The sequence below is a fragment of the Andreprevotia sp. IGB-42 genome, assembly GCF_009848685.1.
In the GTDB taxonomy this organism is placed as follows: domain Bacteria; phylum Pseudomonadota; class Gammaproteobacteria; order Burkholderiales; family Chitinibacteraceae; genus Andreprevotia.
In genome coordinates, this window is record NZ_WXTX01000005.1 from 292,379 (window position 1) to 306,894 (window position 14,516).

13 protein-coding genes are annotated in these 14,516 nt (G+C 61.0%); 6 read left to right on the plus strand and 7 right to left on the minus strand.

Annotated features, from left to right (window positions below; genetic code table 11):
- Window positions 1-403 precede the first annotated feature (403 nt).
- On the plus strand, window positions 404-1,930 hold the full coding sequence (locus IGB42_RS10285) for a hypothetical protein (protein WP_159671003.1): 1,527 nt from the start codon (window positions 404-406) through the stop codon (window positions 1,928-1,930).
- Window positions 1,931-2,071: 141 nt separating this feature from the next.
- On the opposite strand, the gene IGB42_RS10290 is transcribed toward IGB42_RS10285, so the two are convergent.
- Entirely contained in the window at window positions 2,072-2,605 is a 534-nt protein-coding gene (locus tag IGB42_RS10290; RefSeq protein ID WP_159671006.1) for a hypothetical protein, read from the minus strand.
- A gap of 147 nt (window positions 2,606-2,752) precedes the next feature.
- Window positions 2,753-3,745: an AraC family transcriptional regulator gene (locus IGB42_RS10295; RefSeq protein WP_159671009.1), complete on the minus strand. Its 993-nt coding sequence runs from the start codon at window positions 3,743-3,745 to the stop codon at window positions 2,753-2,755.
- Window positions 3,746-3,875: 130 nt separating this feature from the next.
- Between IGB42_RS10295 and IGB42_RS10300 the strand changes: the two genes are divergently transcribed.
- On the plus strand, window positions 3,876-4,739 hold the full coding sequence (locus tag IGB42_RS10300) for an NAD(P)H-binding protein (RefSeq protein ID WP_159671012.1): 864 nt from the start codon (window positions 3,876-3,878) through the stop codon (window positions 4,737-4,739).
- 187 nt (window positions 4,740-4,926) lie between these two features.
- Here the strand turns inward: IGB42_RS10300 and IGB42_RS10305 are convergent, their stop codons facing one another.
- The 3 genes from IGB42_RS10305 to IGB42_RS10315 are packed head-to-tail and all read right to left on the minus strand — an operon-like array spanning window position 4,927 to window position 6,330.
- The gene (locus IGB42_RS10305) at window positions 4,927-5,304 is read right to left on the minus strand and encodes a hypothetical protein (RefSeq protein WP_159671015.1); all 378 of its coding nucleotides are present in this window, start codon (window positions 5,302-5,304) and stop codon (window positions 4,927-4,929) included.
- Window positions 5,305-5,355: 51 nt separating this feature from the next.
- Window positions 5,356-5,898 carry a hypothetical protein gene (locus IGB42_RS10310; RefSeq protein WP_159671018.1) on the minus strand — a complete coding sequence of 181 codons (543 nt, stop codon included), beginning with the start codon at window positions 5,896-5,898 and terminating at the stop codon, window positions 5,356-5,358.
- Entirely contained in the window at window positions 5,899-6,330 is a 432-nt protein-coding gene (locus tag IGB42_RS10315) for a VOC family protein (protein ID WP_159671021.1), read from the minus strand. It lies immediately after the preceding gene.
- Window positions 6,331-6,462: 132 nt separating this feature from the next.
- Here IGB42_RS10315 and IGB42_RS10320 point away from each other — a divergent pair, with 132 nt between their 5' ends.
- The gene (locus tag IGB42_RS10320) at window positions 6,463-7,107 is read left to right on the plus strand and encodes a TetR/AcrR family transcriptional regulator (protein ID WP_159671024.1); all 645 of its coding nucleotides are present in this window, start codon (window positions 6,463-6,465) and stop codon (window positions 7,105-7,107) included.
- A 111-nt stretch (window positions 7,108-7,218) separates the two neighbouring features.
- Here IGB42_RS10320 and IGB42_RS10325 read toward each other — a convergent pair whose 3' ends face one another.
- Window positions 7,219-7,422, minus strand: coding sequence for a hypothetical protein (locus IGB42_RS10325; RefSeq protein ID WP_159671027.1), 204 nt, complete (start codon window positions 7,420-7,422; stop codon window positions 7,219-7,221).
- Between the two features lie 249 nt (window positions 7,423-7,671).
- Between IGB42_RS10325 and IGB42_RS10330 the strand changes: the two genes are divergently transcribed.
- Window positions 7,672-11,013 (plus strand): carbohydrate-binding protein, encoded by a 3,342-nt coding sequence (locus IGB42_RS10330; RefSeq protein WP_159671030.1) that lies wholly within the window; start codon window positions 7,672-7,674, stop codon window positions 11,011-11,013.
- Window positions 11,014-11,049: 36 nt separating this feature from the next.
- Here IGB42_RS10330 and IGB42_RS10335 read toward each other — a convergent pair whose 3' ends face one another.
- Window positions 11,050-11,925: a LysR substrate-binding domain-containing protein gene (locus IGB42_RS10335; RefSeq protein ID WP_159671034.1), complete on the minus strand. Its 876-nt coding sequence runs from the start codon at window positions 11,923-11,925 to the stop codon at window positions 11,050-11,052.
- A 523-nt stretch (window positions 11,926-12,448) separates the two neighbouring features.
- On the opposite strand from IGB42_RS10335, the gene IGB42_RS10340 reads away from it, so the two are divergent.
- Window positions 12,449-13,873, plus strand: coding sequence for a sigma-54 dependent transcriptional regulator (locus IGB42_RS10340; RefSeq protein WP_159671037.1), 1,425 nt, complete (start codon window positions 12,449-12,451; stop codon window positions 13,871-13,873).
- A gap of 340 nt (window positions 13,874-14,213) precedes the next feature.
- A complete protein-coding gene (locus IGB42_RS10345) occupies window positions 14,214-14,516 on the plus strand; it encodes a hypothetical protein (protein WP_159671040.1) in 303 nt (100 codons plus the stop codon).

The window sequence follows — 14,516 nt, forward strand, 5'->3', positions numbered from 1 at the left end:
TAGGGATCGGCACGGCCGAAGCAGTGTGCGTTATATGTAAGTAATTGGTGATTGTATTGCAAGAAATGACATGAAGATATTGTGCGGCAGGCTGACAGGTGTTCTGTGTTGCTGATCACCCGCTGGCAAAGGCAACGAATGCGAAAGGTGGTGCTGTCAGTTTTTGGAGCGGAAGCGACGGATGTACCTGCATTGGCCATGTAACCCGCTGTATGGCCGCCCAATGGCTGACCTATAAAATGCAACAGGCATGCAATCGCTTTCCATGAATATGCTGTATAAATATTAAATGAGTAAGGTTGGTGTGAATTTTCTTTCTGTTTCGGTATGCCCGATACGAAAACTGACGATTTGCGCCACGCCTGCCGCTTGCATCAAGATCAGAAATCATCGGGGATGACGTATGCACAAACACAACCGGACCGGTCTGCAGGCCATGGCGTTGTCCTGCCTGCTGCTGACCAGCGCGGCGGCCCAGGCCGCCGTACCCGCCAAGTCGCCAGCAAAGCATGCATCTGCAGTGCAGAAAAAGGCACCGCACGCCAAGGCCAGGCCGGCGCCCAAGCTGTTGACGGGCAATCTGGACATGGTGACCGACATGGCCGGCGGCCTGCTCAAATCCGTGCTGGGCAGCGCGGTGAAAGAGCTGCTGTTTCCTTCCAAGACCATCGATACCCAGAAGCTGCTGGCCGACATCAGCGCCAACGTGCGCAAGGAACTGATCACCAATGTGCTCGATGGTGACCAGACCACGCTGACGGCATCCACCACCGCGCTGCAGGAGTACGAGCTGGAGTGGAAAAACGGCGCTGATCCGGCAGTGATGGAAGGGCGCGTCAGCGCTGATTCCACCATCAATGGCGTCAATACCGTGCTGGCCCGTACCGGGCCGGAGGGCATTCCGGAGTATGTGAGCCCCGGCCTGAAGCTTTACCTGGCCGCAGCGCAGATCAAGGCCAACCGGCTGGAGTTGCGCCGCAAGTTGCTCCCCGCCCAAGACCCGGCCATCCGCGCGGTGTTGATCAGCCATCTGCAGACCGCCATCGACCATGTGCGTGCAACGGTTGCGCTGCGCCGCCTTGGATCGATGAACCAGCGGCTGGGCGCCATTTCCGAGTGCGTGGTGGTACAGACGCGCACGCATGGCCTGCCATGGAACCTGATCACCACTTATGAAACCGGCTACAACGATTCGGTCACGCAGAAACGCCAACCCGGCTCGCAGGCGGATGGCAATGAAGGCATCGCGCTGGCCCGGTGCGAAGGCTACCGTGATCCCTACTTCGATGGCGTGCGCAAGGCGACTGCGCCGGAAGTGGACAAGGCGTGGACAGATACCGAGGCCATTGTCGATAGCTGGGCGCAAACGCTGGATGCATTGCGCAACGACGCCAGCAAGACCGCCCGCGCACTGCGCATGGACTTTGGCGGCATGTATGGCACGGGCGAGCGCTCGTTCAACAACCCGCTGACCAATGGCCAATCGTGCCCGGATGGCTATACCGCCTACGAGTTCAAGGGCACCTACAACGTCGACTGGCCGGCCTACTATTGTGGCCGCATTGCCGGCAGCGGTGAACCGGTGGCCGAGTTTGGCGGCATGTATGGCAAAACCGACCATAACGACGGCGCATACAACATCAACAACGCCGTCACCGGCAGCAAAACCTGCCCCAGCGGGTTCACCGCGCAGACGGTGAATAACCAGATGGAATTGTCCTATTGCTGGCGCAGGCACACCGCCGGCGCCAAGGTGCCGTACCTGTTCGGCGGGCTGTACAGCGACAATGGCGACAAGAAAAACCCCATCACCAGCAACATGCTGTGCCCGACCGGCTATACCCCGGCGTTGGCACACGGCACGCGCGGTGCAGGCAGCATTCCGTCCACCCGCCGGGTGATCATGTGTTATGCCAAGGCACCGGCCTGAGGCAGGCCGGGTGCCTGTTCAGGCATGCTGAAACAGACAAGGCCCGCTGATGCGGGCTTTGTTTCGTGTGTGCAGCTTGTGTATCGTTTTACGCAGACCTTGGGGCAGCGCTTATCCGTCGGGCACTAGATCGGCGACGATTCAATGCGTGAAAGGGCAGGGTTTTTTGAAGTGTTTTTCGAAATGATGTATCCGGCAGCGCACGCTGTACTGGACACGCCCGCGATTGCAGCCTTCTTCCCTGCAGGTGGCGTCGGGGATTTCATCTCCCAGCCCATCGTAGAAACTTCTTTCGGCCTTCAACGACTGGGCATCTGCGCGCGCCTGCAAGGCAGCCAGTTCCGCGTTTTTCGGAACTGGCGCACCGCCGATCCACGGTTCGGAGCGGACTGCATCCGGGCCACCGCTGGCAAAACGAATCCACAGCGCCAGCGCAACTTGAGGCGTTACGCCTGCGAGGTGGGCACGAATTTCGCCTTCCGGATCCTGCAAGTATGCATGGCGCTGTTCATCCAGCGTGATGCGCCATTCACTTTGGACATGGATAAGCCAGGTATCCGGGTGCTCCTCATCCCTGGTATCAAGCTCTGCAATGATTTCAGCCAGACGTGCATGGGACGGGCCATCTTCGGTCCCACCCCAGCGGGTAGTGACATTACAGGTTTCGGTGGTCATGGCTTTGAGTATTTGGTGAAGGCTTCGGAAAGATAGTGGCAATTACTATCAATTGCCTATTTGCGGTCATCCCTGGGGCTACCTGTCTCCAACTCCGGCTTTGTGCATGTCGGTGGCCTGACGTGCGTTTCTCTGTTGCGTGCTTGTTCAAGCCGGCAACTCTGGCCTGCTTGTACTGGCAAGCTTCCCGCGCCGCGCAACCCCGGGCGATACGCCGATATGCCGTTTGAAGGCGCGGTTGAACGCTGCCTCCGACTGGTAGCCCAGCGTGTCAGCCAGAACGGCAAACGGGGCGTCGTTCTCCTGCATCTGGCTCAGCGCCATATGCATGCGCCAGCGCGCCAGGTAACGCATCGGCGGTTCGCCTACCAGCTCGCTGAAGCGCGCGGCAAATGCAGAGCGGGACATGGCCGCTTCCGCTGCGAGTGCCCCCAGCGTCCATGCATGTGCGGGCTTGCGGTGCATCAGTGACAGTGCGCGGCCGATCTGGCGATCCTGCAGCGCGCCCAGCCAGCCGGTTTGCGCAGCGGGCGCGTGTGCAATCCATGCGCGCAATGCCTGTATTACCAGGATATCCGCCAGCCGGGTGATGACGGTTTCTCCACCGGGGCGCAGTGTTTGCGCTTCGGCCGCCATGAAGCGCAGCGTGCTGTGCATCCAGGCCATTTCCGGCGTATCCGCATCTTCGACCACCACCATGGCCGGCATCAGCTGCACCAGCAGGTGCGCAGCCGGGTGGTTGAAGCGCACCGCGCCACACAATGCGCTGCAGGCTGCGCCGCCACCGCCCTGGCGGATGACCTCGTAGCGCGGGCTGATCAGCTCGCGTGGCAGATCGAACAAGGGCACGCCGGGCAGGCCGGGGCTGCTGACAAAGCGGTGCCCGTTGCCATGCGGCACCAGCGCCAGATCACCCGCGCGCAGTTGCCGGGGCGGCTGATCTGCCACTTCCAGCCAGCACTCGCCAGCGGTAATGGCGTGGAACATCAGGCAATCGGGCATCGCCGGCAAATCCAGCCCCCATGGCGCAGTGAATTCGGAACGACAATAGAAGGCGCCATCCATGCGCAGGAAGTGCAGCGCTTCGCCCAGCGGATCGACCGCTTGCCAGGCATCGACAGGGTGTGAACGGATAGTCATGAATCCAGCATAGCGCATGCATTGATGAATCTGGATGAATGATCAATAAATGGCGATTTCCAGTCATGGTTAATCCAGTGCTGCGGTGCGATAGTCGCTGCACGCAACATTACCTCTGAAGGAAATCAGCATGAACACCGCAAATGAAACGATTCTGGTTGTGGGCGGCACCGGCAAGACCGGGCGCCGGATTGCCGAACGGCTGTGGGACCGCGGCATACCCGTGCGTATCGCTTCCCGCGCTGCAACGCCCCCTTTCGATTGGGAAAACCCCGCCAGTTGGGGGCCGGCGCTGCAGGATATCAAGGCCGCTTACATCAGCTTCTACCCCGATCTGGCCATCCCCGGCGCTGCCGATACGGTGCGCGCCTTTGCACGGCAGGCAGTGGCAAGTGGCGTGCAGCGGCTGGTGCTGCTGTCCGGCCGGGGGGAGGAGGGCGCGCTGGCTGGCGAACAGGCGGTGCAGGAATCCGGTGCCGAGTGGACCATCGTGCGCTGCAGCTGGTTTTGCCAGAACTTCAGCGAAAACTACCTGCTCGATGCCGTGCTGGCGGGCGAGATCACACTACCGGTTGGCGACGTGGGGGAGCCCTTTGTCGATGCCGACGATATTGCCGACGTTGCCGTTGCCGCGCTCACCGGCAGCGGCCACGCCGGGCAGATCTACGAGCTGACTGGCCCAAGGTTGCTGACATTTGCCGAGGCCACCGCCGAGCTTGCCGCTGCTGCCGGGCGCGAAATCCGCTACACCGAAGTGCCACTGGCCGATTACACCGGCACGCTGGCGCAGCAGCAGGTACCCGCAGAGTTTGTCGAGCTGCTGGTGTATCTGTTTGGCGAAGTGCTGGATGGCCGCAATGCCCACGTCAGCGACGGCGTACAGCGCGCACTGGGCCGGCCGCCTAAGGATTTTGCCGCGTATGCGCGTGATGCTGCGGCGAGCGGGGTGTTTGGAGCGCAGTCTGCACATGCAAAGGAGGCCGTGTCAGGATGAGGCGCGGCAAGCCGTGCAGGCATCGGCTGTATTGAACAATCGGATTGGAAAAGCGTGACTGGCAGCCTGCTCCCGTTTGCCGGCCACGCTTGATTGCGCAGTGCTGAGTGGCCTTTTACTCTTGTATCTTGGCCGTGCTGGTCAGCTTGCGCTCGCTGCTGCACACTGAAACTCCAATTAGGCCTGCTTAGGTCTTGCGCCTGAAGAGGGTATTGACGATACCCAGGCCGGCAAACATGGCCATCCCAAGCACCAGAAACAGGAACGCATGCGGGGCTAGGCCGGCACCGCGTATTGCCAGGATCACAGCTGCCAGGCCGGAAGTCGTGCAAGAGATGGCTGCGTAAAAGAAGAAAAGCCAGCCCCGGTGCAGCATGTTGGTCTTCCCAGCCACAGCCTGGAAGCCAAGGACCACCGGTAGTGCGATCAGCGCTCCCATGGCGATGAAAGCAAGATTGCCCCATGTAATGGGGGGTTGGCTTGCAGCGGCTGATTCAAGTGACAGTGGGCCACTGGCAGCGCCAGCAACTACCGCGCCTGCGATGACGAAACGATACCAGTTCAAGTTGCTTTATCCTTGTCGATGAGATTCGATGTTTGCAAAAAACCGGATTGCCTATGCATTGCATTCAATTTTAGCGATGCCCAGTATTGAATACATCTGGCTTGAGAAGCCAATCCAGATACCACATGCTGAAACAGCCATCTTGTCGACCGGAAAAGGCGGCTTTAATGTGTCTTTCAAAAAGAACTCTGTGTCAGTCAGGCTGAAAACTCTTATCCCATGGATGCCTTGATTTACAATCAGAAGCTTTTTTTCATTCCAGATGAAGTTCCGCACCGGGATAGCTGACAAGCTGTGAAGCAATTTGAACTTTGCCCCTTTGTATTCAAAGGCGGCGAGATAACCCGTGCCCCCTGCCAACAATATTTGCGGGCTTATGAATTCAACTGCGTTGGCATTCCCGCATGGCGTCGGCAGCATGCGGCGGAAGAGGCGATACCGTTTCAATGAGCACCATATTTCCGTATCTGCATGATGCGGATTTACCCTTGGATAGAAACGCCGGGCAGCCCCGTCGCCCCCATCGTCTTGCGCACAGCGCATGAAAAAGGGCCGATCTGCATCGGCCCCGTTGCACAGCCATGCTGGATGCAATCAGCCGCCCAGCATCTCGCCACCGTTCACCATCCACGGCGTGCCGAAACGGTCGATCACGCCGCCAGCGATTTCCGCCCAGAAAGTCTTGCCGAGCGGCATGTTGATCTGGCCGCCTTCGGCCAGTGCTTCAAAGCGGCTTTGTGCTTCTGCGGCTGTGGGGTAAGTGATGGTCAGCGCAAAGCCCTTCATGCCGTCGAAGGCCGGGCCACACCCTTCCATCCAGTCCGATGCCATCAGCGAGCCCTGCGGTAGCACCAGATTGGCGTGCATGATCAGGTTGGCATTGGCGCCGGCATTGGGGATCTGGTCGGCAATCGGGGATTCGCCCACTTTCATCAGTTGCAACTGGCCGCCGAGGGCTTCGGCATAAAAACGCATTGCTTCGGCAGCATTGCCGTTGAAAGTCAGGTAAACGTTCAGCTGGTTCATGGTGGTTCTCCTTCGTTCTGGTGGTGGAACAGGATGCCGTCTGGCGGCGCGGTCGTGGTTATGCGGCCAAATGTGTACGCCGTACACATAAAATAACATGGAATAATGTACGCTGTACACATTGGCAAAATCATGACAGAAGAAGCAAAAAACACTGCCGTCCGTCGCAGCTACCGCCACGGTGATTTGCGGCGCGCCTTGCTCGATGCCGGCATTGCGCTGGCACGCAGCGGTGGGCCGGATGCGGTGGTACTGCGCGAAGCCACGCGCCAGGCCGGCGTGGTGCCCAACGCTGCCTACCGGCATTTCAGCAGCCGCGATGACCTGGTGCGCGCGGTACGTGCATATGCACTATCGCAAGTGGCCATCGCCATGGAAACCGAACTGGCCAGAATTCCTGCCGAACTGCCGCCACTGGCGTTTGCGCAGGCCAGCGTGCGGGCAGTGGGCACCGGTTATCTGCACTATGCGCACGCGGAGCCCGGCCTCTTCAAGACCGCGTTTTTCTTCCATGAAAACGTCGATGCCGATACCGATCCGGCCAAAGCTGGCCGCAGCGGCATGAACCCGTTCCAGTTGCTGAGCATGGCGCTGGAGCGCCTTGCTACCGCTGGCGGCTTGCCACCCGAGCGCCGGCTGGGCGCCGAATACCTGGCCTGGTCCGCCGTGCATGGCCTGGCGCTACTGGTGAGCGAAGGCCCGCTGCATGGCATGCCGGAGGTGCAGCGGCAGATGCTGGGCCAGCGATTGCTGGATATGGTGGAGAAGGGTTTGTAAATGAGGATGGAAGAACGTGGCGCCTTGCCCACAGAACAGTGACAGGGCGGTGGACTGATTAGCCAGTACAAGAGAAAGCCCCGCGAATGCGGGGCTTTTGCAAACCAGCAGTTACTGGGTTGGTTTATCCGGGTAAGGGCCGAGCCCCAACAACGCGTTAGCCTCTTCATGGACGGCATCCGGGCAATCAAAAGCGAAATAAGCGTTGTCGCCAACCTGTCGAACCATTACGTCTATGCCGAGAGAAAGCAGGCTTTGATGGCGGAACTGAATATCTGCATTCGAGAAACCGGTGAACACGTTACTGATGAACATGCAGCCTCCATTGTCGACTCTTGAGCCCTTACTAGTAATGCCGATTGATTTGCGCTGTCTCGAATCCACACATTCCGTGCGCTGCCGGCAAGCCCGGCTTCAAGAGTTCAGCGCGGCAAGCGCAGCAGCAAAAAATCCGGATGGGGCGATAGGCAGATTGTGGGGGCATGACACGGCCGCATCATCGCCGGCTGACATCATGGGCCGGATAGGCAGATTGAACTGCCAAACCACGGAACGGATGAACCCATGAACTCTATCTGGATGCGTACTACGCAGGCGGGCGTATTTGCCAGCCTGATCGTCAGTGTTGCCCATGCTGCGCCGGTATGGCGCGAAGGCGTGACCTATACCGCAGGCACTGTCGTCAGTTACCAGGGGCTGGATTACCAGGCGCTGGTGACCCACACCGCCTATGTCGGCGCCAACTGGACGCCCCCCAACACGCCTGTGCTGTGGCGTAGCGACGGCAGCAGCACCGGCACCTCGCCGGTACCCACCCCGGTTGCACCGGCAACGCAGGTGCCCACCGTGGTGCCGCCCACGCTCGCGCCGCCGGTTGCTGGCTGCCATGCCGCGTGGAGCCCGGCCACCATCTACACCGCCGGCCAGCGTGTCACGCATGCCGGGATCAATTACGAAGCCAAGTGGTGGACACAGGGTGATGATCCGTCGCGCGCCGGGCAGTGGGGGCCATGGCGCGCCATCGGTGCTTGCGTCAGCGTTACTGCGACTCCCATCCCGACACCCACGTTGATTCCCACGCTGGTTCCGTCCCTGCTGCCTACGGTCACCCCGACAGCATTGCCGACCGCGCAACCGACGCTATTGCCAACTGCAACGCCAACCGCGACTCCCACCGCAATCCCGACGCCAACCGTCACGCCAACCGTCACGCCGACACCGACGGCCATACCGACCGTGGCACCAACCATCGCGCCAACGGCAACACCGACTGCCACCCCGCAGCCCACCCAGGCACCAGCGCTGGACCCGGCGCTCGCCAATGGCCTGGCGCATTACTATGCGCTGGACGGCCAGGGTATCGATGCAGTTGGCAATACCGCATTGCAGTCGGTCGGCGCAGTGGCCTATACCACCGGTTACTTCGGCAATGGCAGCCAGCTCAATGCGTTGCAGGGCGCCGCGCATTTCCTGCCGCGTGATTTCACCGGCGCCTATACGCTGGCCTTCTGGGTGCACATGCTGGATGACATGGGCACCAAGCTGGCCAGCGTGGCGGCCAACAAGGATTGGGGCACCGGCAGCAATGCCGGTATCTCCATCGGCCGCAACAACGATGGCCGCTACAAGTTCAACGTGGGCGATGGCAGCAAGCGCGTGGATGCCTATCTGGCCGGCCCCGCCAAGAGCTGGGGCTTCGTGGCGCTGGTGGTCAATCCCGCTGCCAAAACCATCCAAGCCTATGCCACCGATGCCAACGGCACGCTCAATACCACCGCACTCAACTACAACGCACTGGGCAATATCTACCCCACTTACCAGCGCTGGGCATTCAACGAAGATGCACGTGGCGACTACTACGCACGCTACCCGGCCGAGCGCTTCACGCTGGAATACGACGATATCGCCGTATGGAGCCGTACGCTGGCAGCCAGCGAAATCGGCCAACTGGCCGCAGGCAAGGCACCGGTATCGAGCCTGAATCCGCAGCCGCTGCCCACCACGGTGCCGACACCGCTGCCTACTCCAAGTCCGGCCCTATCGCCGACGCCTTCGCCGGCACCAGATCAGCCCCCGGTCGGTACTGGCGCGCCCACGCTGACCATCGGCCCGGCATTGCAGGCACCGGCTACCGATGGCGTGACCGTGCTGATGGAAACCGCACAATCCCGCCCGCAAGTGTGGGTGCGCCGCTACGGCAGCGCCGATGCGTTCACACGGCAAAACGCCGCCGTCTACCCGACGGATGCCACCGTGTACCACGCAAGGCTGGGCGGCCTGCAGTCGAACACATTGTATGAATACTATGTGCGTACCGAATCGGCCGATGGCGCCACGGCGTATGTCAGCCCGCGCTATGCGTTCAAGACTTGGCCCAAAGCGACTGATGGCGTGGAATCTGCCAAGTTCGTGGTGTTCAGCGATACGCAGGATGGCCGCGGTACCATCTTCAACGACATCGTTAACCAGGGGGTGATGAAGCACGATTGTGATGCCAGCCAGCCGGTCAGCTGCGCGCAGAACGTGGCGGGCATGCTGATCTCCGGCGACATGGTGGCATCGGGCAATTCGCGCGATCAGTGGCGCAGCCAGTTCTTCGGCCGCATGCAGGCATTGTCGCCATACGTGCCCATCATTGCCGCACCGGGCAACCACGAGTACTTCGGCGAGGAAATGGGCAACCCGGCTACGGTCAGCCAGCCCAATATCGCCAATGCGATGAAGACCTATCGCAAGTACTTTGCCGGCGTGCCGGACAACGGTTCGGCCAGCTACCGTGGCTTCTGGTACAGCACCGATTTCCTCGGCCTGCGCCTGATCGTGCTCGATTCCACGCCGATTGCCGGCCGCCACACGCATGGCAACTGGACACCGCTTTCCATGTACTGGGACAGCTTCCGCGTGGAGCAACTGGGCTGGTTCAAGCAGCAGGTAGCCGGTGCGGAGGCAGCGGGCAAGCCGTTCGTGTTCAGCATCGACCACGCGCCATGCCTGTCGGAAAAATGGCGTAACGGCGAAGTGATTGCCGCGTGCGAATTCGTGGCAGAGCTGGAAGACTACAGCCACCGCACCAACGCCATCACCGGCAACCTGTTTGGCCATGTGCACAGCTACGGCCGCGGCCATTCGATGGATGTAAAACACCTGTGGCTGAACGCAGCCAGCGCCAGTGGTGCGCTGGAAGGCGGCGGTAACCAGGGCAGCGATGGCAAGGATCTGGGCGTGTTCGTGATCACCCATGATGAATTCGGCTACAACACGCTGAACTTCACTTTCGGCGCCCAGCCGGCGGTGGCCATGCAGCGCCGTTCCAGCGGCGGTGCCGGCACCGACGTGAGCTTCCCGGTCAGCGACAGTATCAGCTTGGTAAGCGGTAACGTGGGTACGCCGCCGCAACTGGTGCAAACCGATCTGGGCAGTATCGTCATTGCCGGCCTCAACCTGGATTACCTGGCACCGGCCGGCGTGGATGTACTGGAAGCACACTGGCAACTGGCGCGCGCACCGGATTTTGCCGACGCTTTTGATGTGTGGGGCAACGAAACCCGCAAGGAAAACTGGTTCTATACCGGCACCAGCGGTACCTCGTTCACCAATACCCGCGCCGGCAAGCTGGTGACTCGCCTCGAACTTGGCAACCTGCTGGCCAGCCGCGAGCTGCTGCAGGATGGCGGCAACGAGGAGTTCGAGCGCTGGACGCTATCCAAGGGCGCCACCTGCTGGACGACCAGTGGCGCGCGTGGCGGCCAGTGTACGCACCGCTCCAGCTACGACCGCTTCGGCGATGTGAAACCGGCAGCGTTCAAGGCGGTAAGTGGCGAGACCTGGTACTACCGCGTGCGGGTGCGTGATCAGGGCCTGAACTGGTCGCCGTTCAGCAATGCCGGCAGTTTCACCGTGCAATAAAGCATGCACAGGCGCCGCAAAGCGCCATGGTAATGACTACTGGCCGGGCTTTTGCCCGGCCAGTGCCGTTTCAACGAACAGGCTGATCGGGCGGAAGCTGCGGCGGGCATCCAGGCAGTACAGGTATTCGTCGATGGTAGCGGCGCAATCGCGCAGGCGCACGGTACGCAATTGCGGATGCGGCGATACCTCGCCGGCTGCCATGATGGTGCAGCCCAGCCCATGCGCGACCGCCTCACGTATCGCCTCGCGGCTGCCCAGCTCCAGCATCGCCTGCGGTGTCACGCCACCGGTTGCCAGCGCGGCTTCCGCCACCTGCCGGGTCACCGAGCCTGCCTCGCGCAGCAACAGCGTGGCGGTGGCAAGCTCGGCCAGGTTGATTTCGTCGGCACATGCCAGCGGGTGGGCACGGTTGACCACCAGCACCAGCGGGCTGCTGGCCAGCGTCCAGCGCGCCAGCAGGTGGTCATCCAGCCGCTGCGACGAAACCGCCAGATCAACCCGATACTCGCCCAGCGCTTCGATCACATGGCGCGAGTTGCCGAATTCCAGCGCCACCTCCATGGCAGGATACGCACGGCGGAACGCGGCAACCTGCGGCAGCAGGTAAAAGGGGCCGGTAGCCGCCAGCCGCAAGGTCCCCGCCTGTGCATGGCTGGCATTGCGCAGCATGAAATCGAGCTCGGCCTCTTGCTGTTGCAGCCGCTCCACGCCGGGCAGCAGCGCAATGGCGGCATCCGTCATCACCAGCCGGCCGGCACGGCGCTGGAACAGTTCCACCTGGTAGGCGGCCTCCAGCTGGCGCAGCTGGGCGGATACGGTAGGCTGGCTCAGCTTCAGCCGCCGTGCTGCTGCGGTCACACCGCCTTGGCGAGCTACTTCAAGAAAGGTTTTGAGCAGAATGGGCAACATGGTGATGTCTATACGGCTGGGGCTGTCAACTTACCGGGGCTTTGTTACCTTCAATACAATGCTGCTCGTAACGTGTCACATTCTGGCCATCCAGCGCCACCGCGCGGCATGGGCACCGGCTGGCATGGTGTGATGGAGCCCCGTTGCAGCAGCGCAACTGCTGCCGATCTCTGGCCGTCCGGATGCATGCTTTCCGTGATTTCTGTTTTTTTATTGGTGAAGCCTGTCACATGCTGTTGGTCTTTTTTGTCCAACTGCTTGGCATGAAACTGACATTTCATATCAGTAGAAGCACAGTCTGATGTAGGTTGTGGTGCTTGGTTTCAAACGGTGCATTGCACAAGCTTGGTGCATCGTTCTGACGGTTTTGCTGCTGGCCATATTTTCACAGGCAGAAAGAATCTCTGGAAAATCAACAACAAACACCATTGTACGCATGGCGGAAGGGCTAGCTTTCCCTGCGTGGTCAGGCTAAAAATCGCTGTTCAATCGATTGTTGCATTGCAACCGGGGCCGGATCCCAATGGCGAGTCTGTCTGTCGCGCTGACGGTATTGAGCATGGAAAGCACGGTTTTGCCGGCGCTGCGCACTGCCATTGCCGATACCCGCGATCTGGTATTGGCCACCTTGTGCCAGTCGTGCATGCCTTATCAGGCACAGCCGTTGCCAGAAGCAGAGCTGGCGCTGATCGTGGTCGATGCCGGCAGCCTGCCGGTTGCCACCGGCTTGATTGCGCGCTGGCGGGCCGAGCAGGCAACCACGCCGGTGCTGGTGGTGGCCGAAGGCTTGGCGGGAGAAAACTTGCTGGGCCTGCTGGCCAGCGGGGCCTGCGATTTTCTCAACGTGCCGTTCAGCCAGGATGAATTGCTGGCGCGCTTGCGCCAGGCCGCCCGCTCCGTGCAGCATGCGCGGCCGGCGCAAAACGGGCTGCCAGCGGTGCCGCCATGGCAAGGCGTTGCGCGCAGCAAGCCGCAGCACCGGGCCGGTGCCGGGCCTCGTGCCCCGGAGCCCATCGGCAAAAGCCCTGCCTTCCTCAGCCAGATCGAGCGGCTGGCACGTATGGCGCAGTCGGATGCCCGGGTGCTGATTCTGGGCGAAACCGGTACCGGCAAGGAAGTGTGCGCGCAAACCATCCATTACTCGTCGGCACGTGCCGGCGGCCCCTGGGTAGCGGTCAACTGTGGCGCCATTCCGCAGGAGCTGATCGAGGATGAGCTGTTCGGCCATGTGCGCGGTGCGTACACCCATGCGCATGCCGCGCGGACCGGGCTGGTGCGCGAAGCAGAAGGGGGCACGCTGTTTCTCGATGAAATCGATTCACTGCCGCTGGGCGCGCAGGCCAAGTTGCTGCGCTTTCTGGAAGACAAACACTACCGGCAGGTGGGGGCCAACACGCTGCACCATGCCGATGTGCGGGTGATCGCCGCCAGCAACCGCTGCCTGAAGGCACTGGTGGCACGCGGTACCTTCCGCCAGGATCTGTTTTTCCGGCTCAATGTGCTGGCACTGGAACTGCCGCCGCTGCGCGAGCGCCAGGAAGATATTCCGCTGCTGGCGCGGCATTTCATCGAACAGGCCTGTCAGGACAACGGCCTGCCGCTACCCGGCCTGCATCCGAGCACGTTGCGGCTGTTGTGCGATTACGAATGGCCGGGCAATGTCCGCGAGCTCAAGCACCTGATGGAACGCGCGGTGCTGCTCAGCAGTGATGACATCCTCTTTCCCGATCATCTCGATCTGGCGCAGCCAGCGGCTGCCGAAGATGAATCCTTCAACCTGGCCAAGGCGCGTGCAGTAGAGCGTTTCGAGCGCAACTATATCGAACGCCTGTTGCTGGCCAGCGAAGGCAATATCACCCACGCCGCGCGCATTGCCCGGAAAAACCGCCGTGCCTTCTTCGAGTTGATCCGCAAGCACCAGATCGACGCCACGCTGTTCCGCATCTGACCCCCGCACATCAAATCCCCGGGCGCCTGTAACGCGCTTGCCTCGCCGTTCCCGTTCAGCCAGATACCTGCCTGCAGCGCGTGTGCATTGCCTTGCCGGTTGCGCTCGCCGCCGCGTGGACAAAAATGTCCACCTGCATGGATATCCATGTCCGTGCACGCCGTAACAAGCCAGTGCTGACTTTGGCATGACATGTTGTGGTGATGACACGGACATTTTCATAGAAGTGTCTTAATTGCTGCTGTCATTATTTTTAATCTATTCAAGCATTTGCGGTCAGCACGTTACATGGAATGCCGATTGCATTGATCAGCGGGCAGTCGCGTTCCAGAGGGCGCAGATGGATGAGAGTGAACAACTGGCGGCATTGCGGGCGTTGACCATGTATTGGCAAACGCATCCGTATGCGGCAGACACACTTGAAGGCATGCGGGCCTGGTGGATACCCGAGGTGCCTGTCAGTGCACAGGCACTGGGGCAATTACTGGCATGGCTGGAAAGCCGCCAACTGGTGGTGGCCTCGACCGCGGCCGATGGCCGGGTGCGTTACGCACTGGCCGATCCGGCACGCACTGCAACTGGAGCGCTGATCCCGGCGGAAGGGCCGCACGTGGATGAAGTCAGCCGCCAAATCAAGACCTGA

What these genes read in the sequence shown, in the direction of transcription:
- IGB42_RS10285 (WP_159671003.1), top strand. Translation starts at nt 404, where the DNA reads ATGCACAAACACAACCGGACCGGTCTGCAGGCCATGGCGTTGTCCTGC.
- IGB42_RS10325 (WP_159671027.1), bottom strand. Translation starts at nt 7,422, where the DNA reads ATGTTCATCAGTAACGTGTTCACCGGTTTCTCGAATGCAGATATTCAG.
- IGB42_RS10315 (WP_159671021.1), bottom strand. Translation starts at nt 6,330, where the DNA reads ATGAACCAGCTGAACGTTTACCTGACTTTCAACGGCAATGCTGCCGAA.
- IGB42_RS10335 (WP_159671034.1), bottom strand. Translation starts at nt 11,925, where the DNA reads ATGTTGCCCATTCTGCTCAAAACCTTTCTTGAAGTAGCTCGCCAAGGC.
- IGB42_RS10340 (WP_159671037.1), top strand. Translation starts at nt 12,449, where the DNA reads ATGGCGAGTCTGTCTGTCGCGCTGACGGTATTGAGCATGGAAAGCACG.
- IGB42_RS10300 (WP_159671012.1), top strand. Translation starts at nt 3,876, where the DNA reads ATGAACACCGCAAATGAAACGATTCTGGTTGTGGGCGGCACCGGCAAG.
- IGB42_RS10295 (WP_159671009.1), bottom strand. Translation starts at nt 3,745, where the DNA reads ATGACTATCCGTTCACACCCTGTCGATGCCTGGCAAGCGGTCGATCCG.
- IGB42_RS10330 (WP_159671030.1), top strand. Translation starts at nt 7,672, where the DNA reads ATGAACTCTATCTGGATGCGTACTACGCAGGCGGGCGTATTTGCCAGC.
- IGB42_RS10290 (WP_159671006.1), bottom strand. Translation starts at nt 2,605, where the DNA reads ATGACCACCGAAACCTGTAATGTCACTACCCGCTGGGGTGGGACCGAA.
- IGB42_RS10320 (WP_159671024.1), top strand. Translation starts at nt 6,463, where the DNA reads ATGACAGAAGAAGCAAAAAACACTGCCGTCCGTCGCAGCTACCGCCAC.
- IGB42_RS10345 (WP_159671040.1), top strand. Translation starts at nt 14,214, where the DNA reads ATGGATGAGAGTGAACAACTGGCGGCATTGCGGGCGTTGACCATGTAT.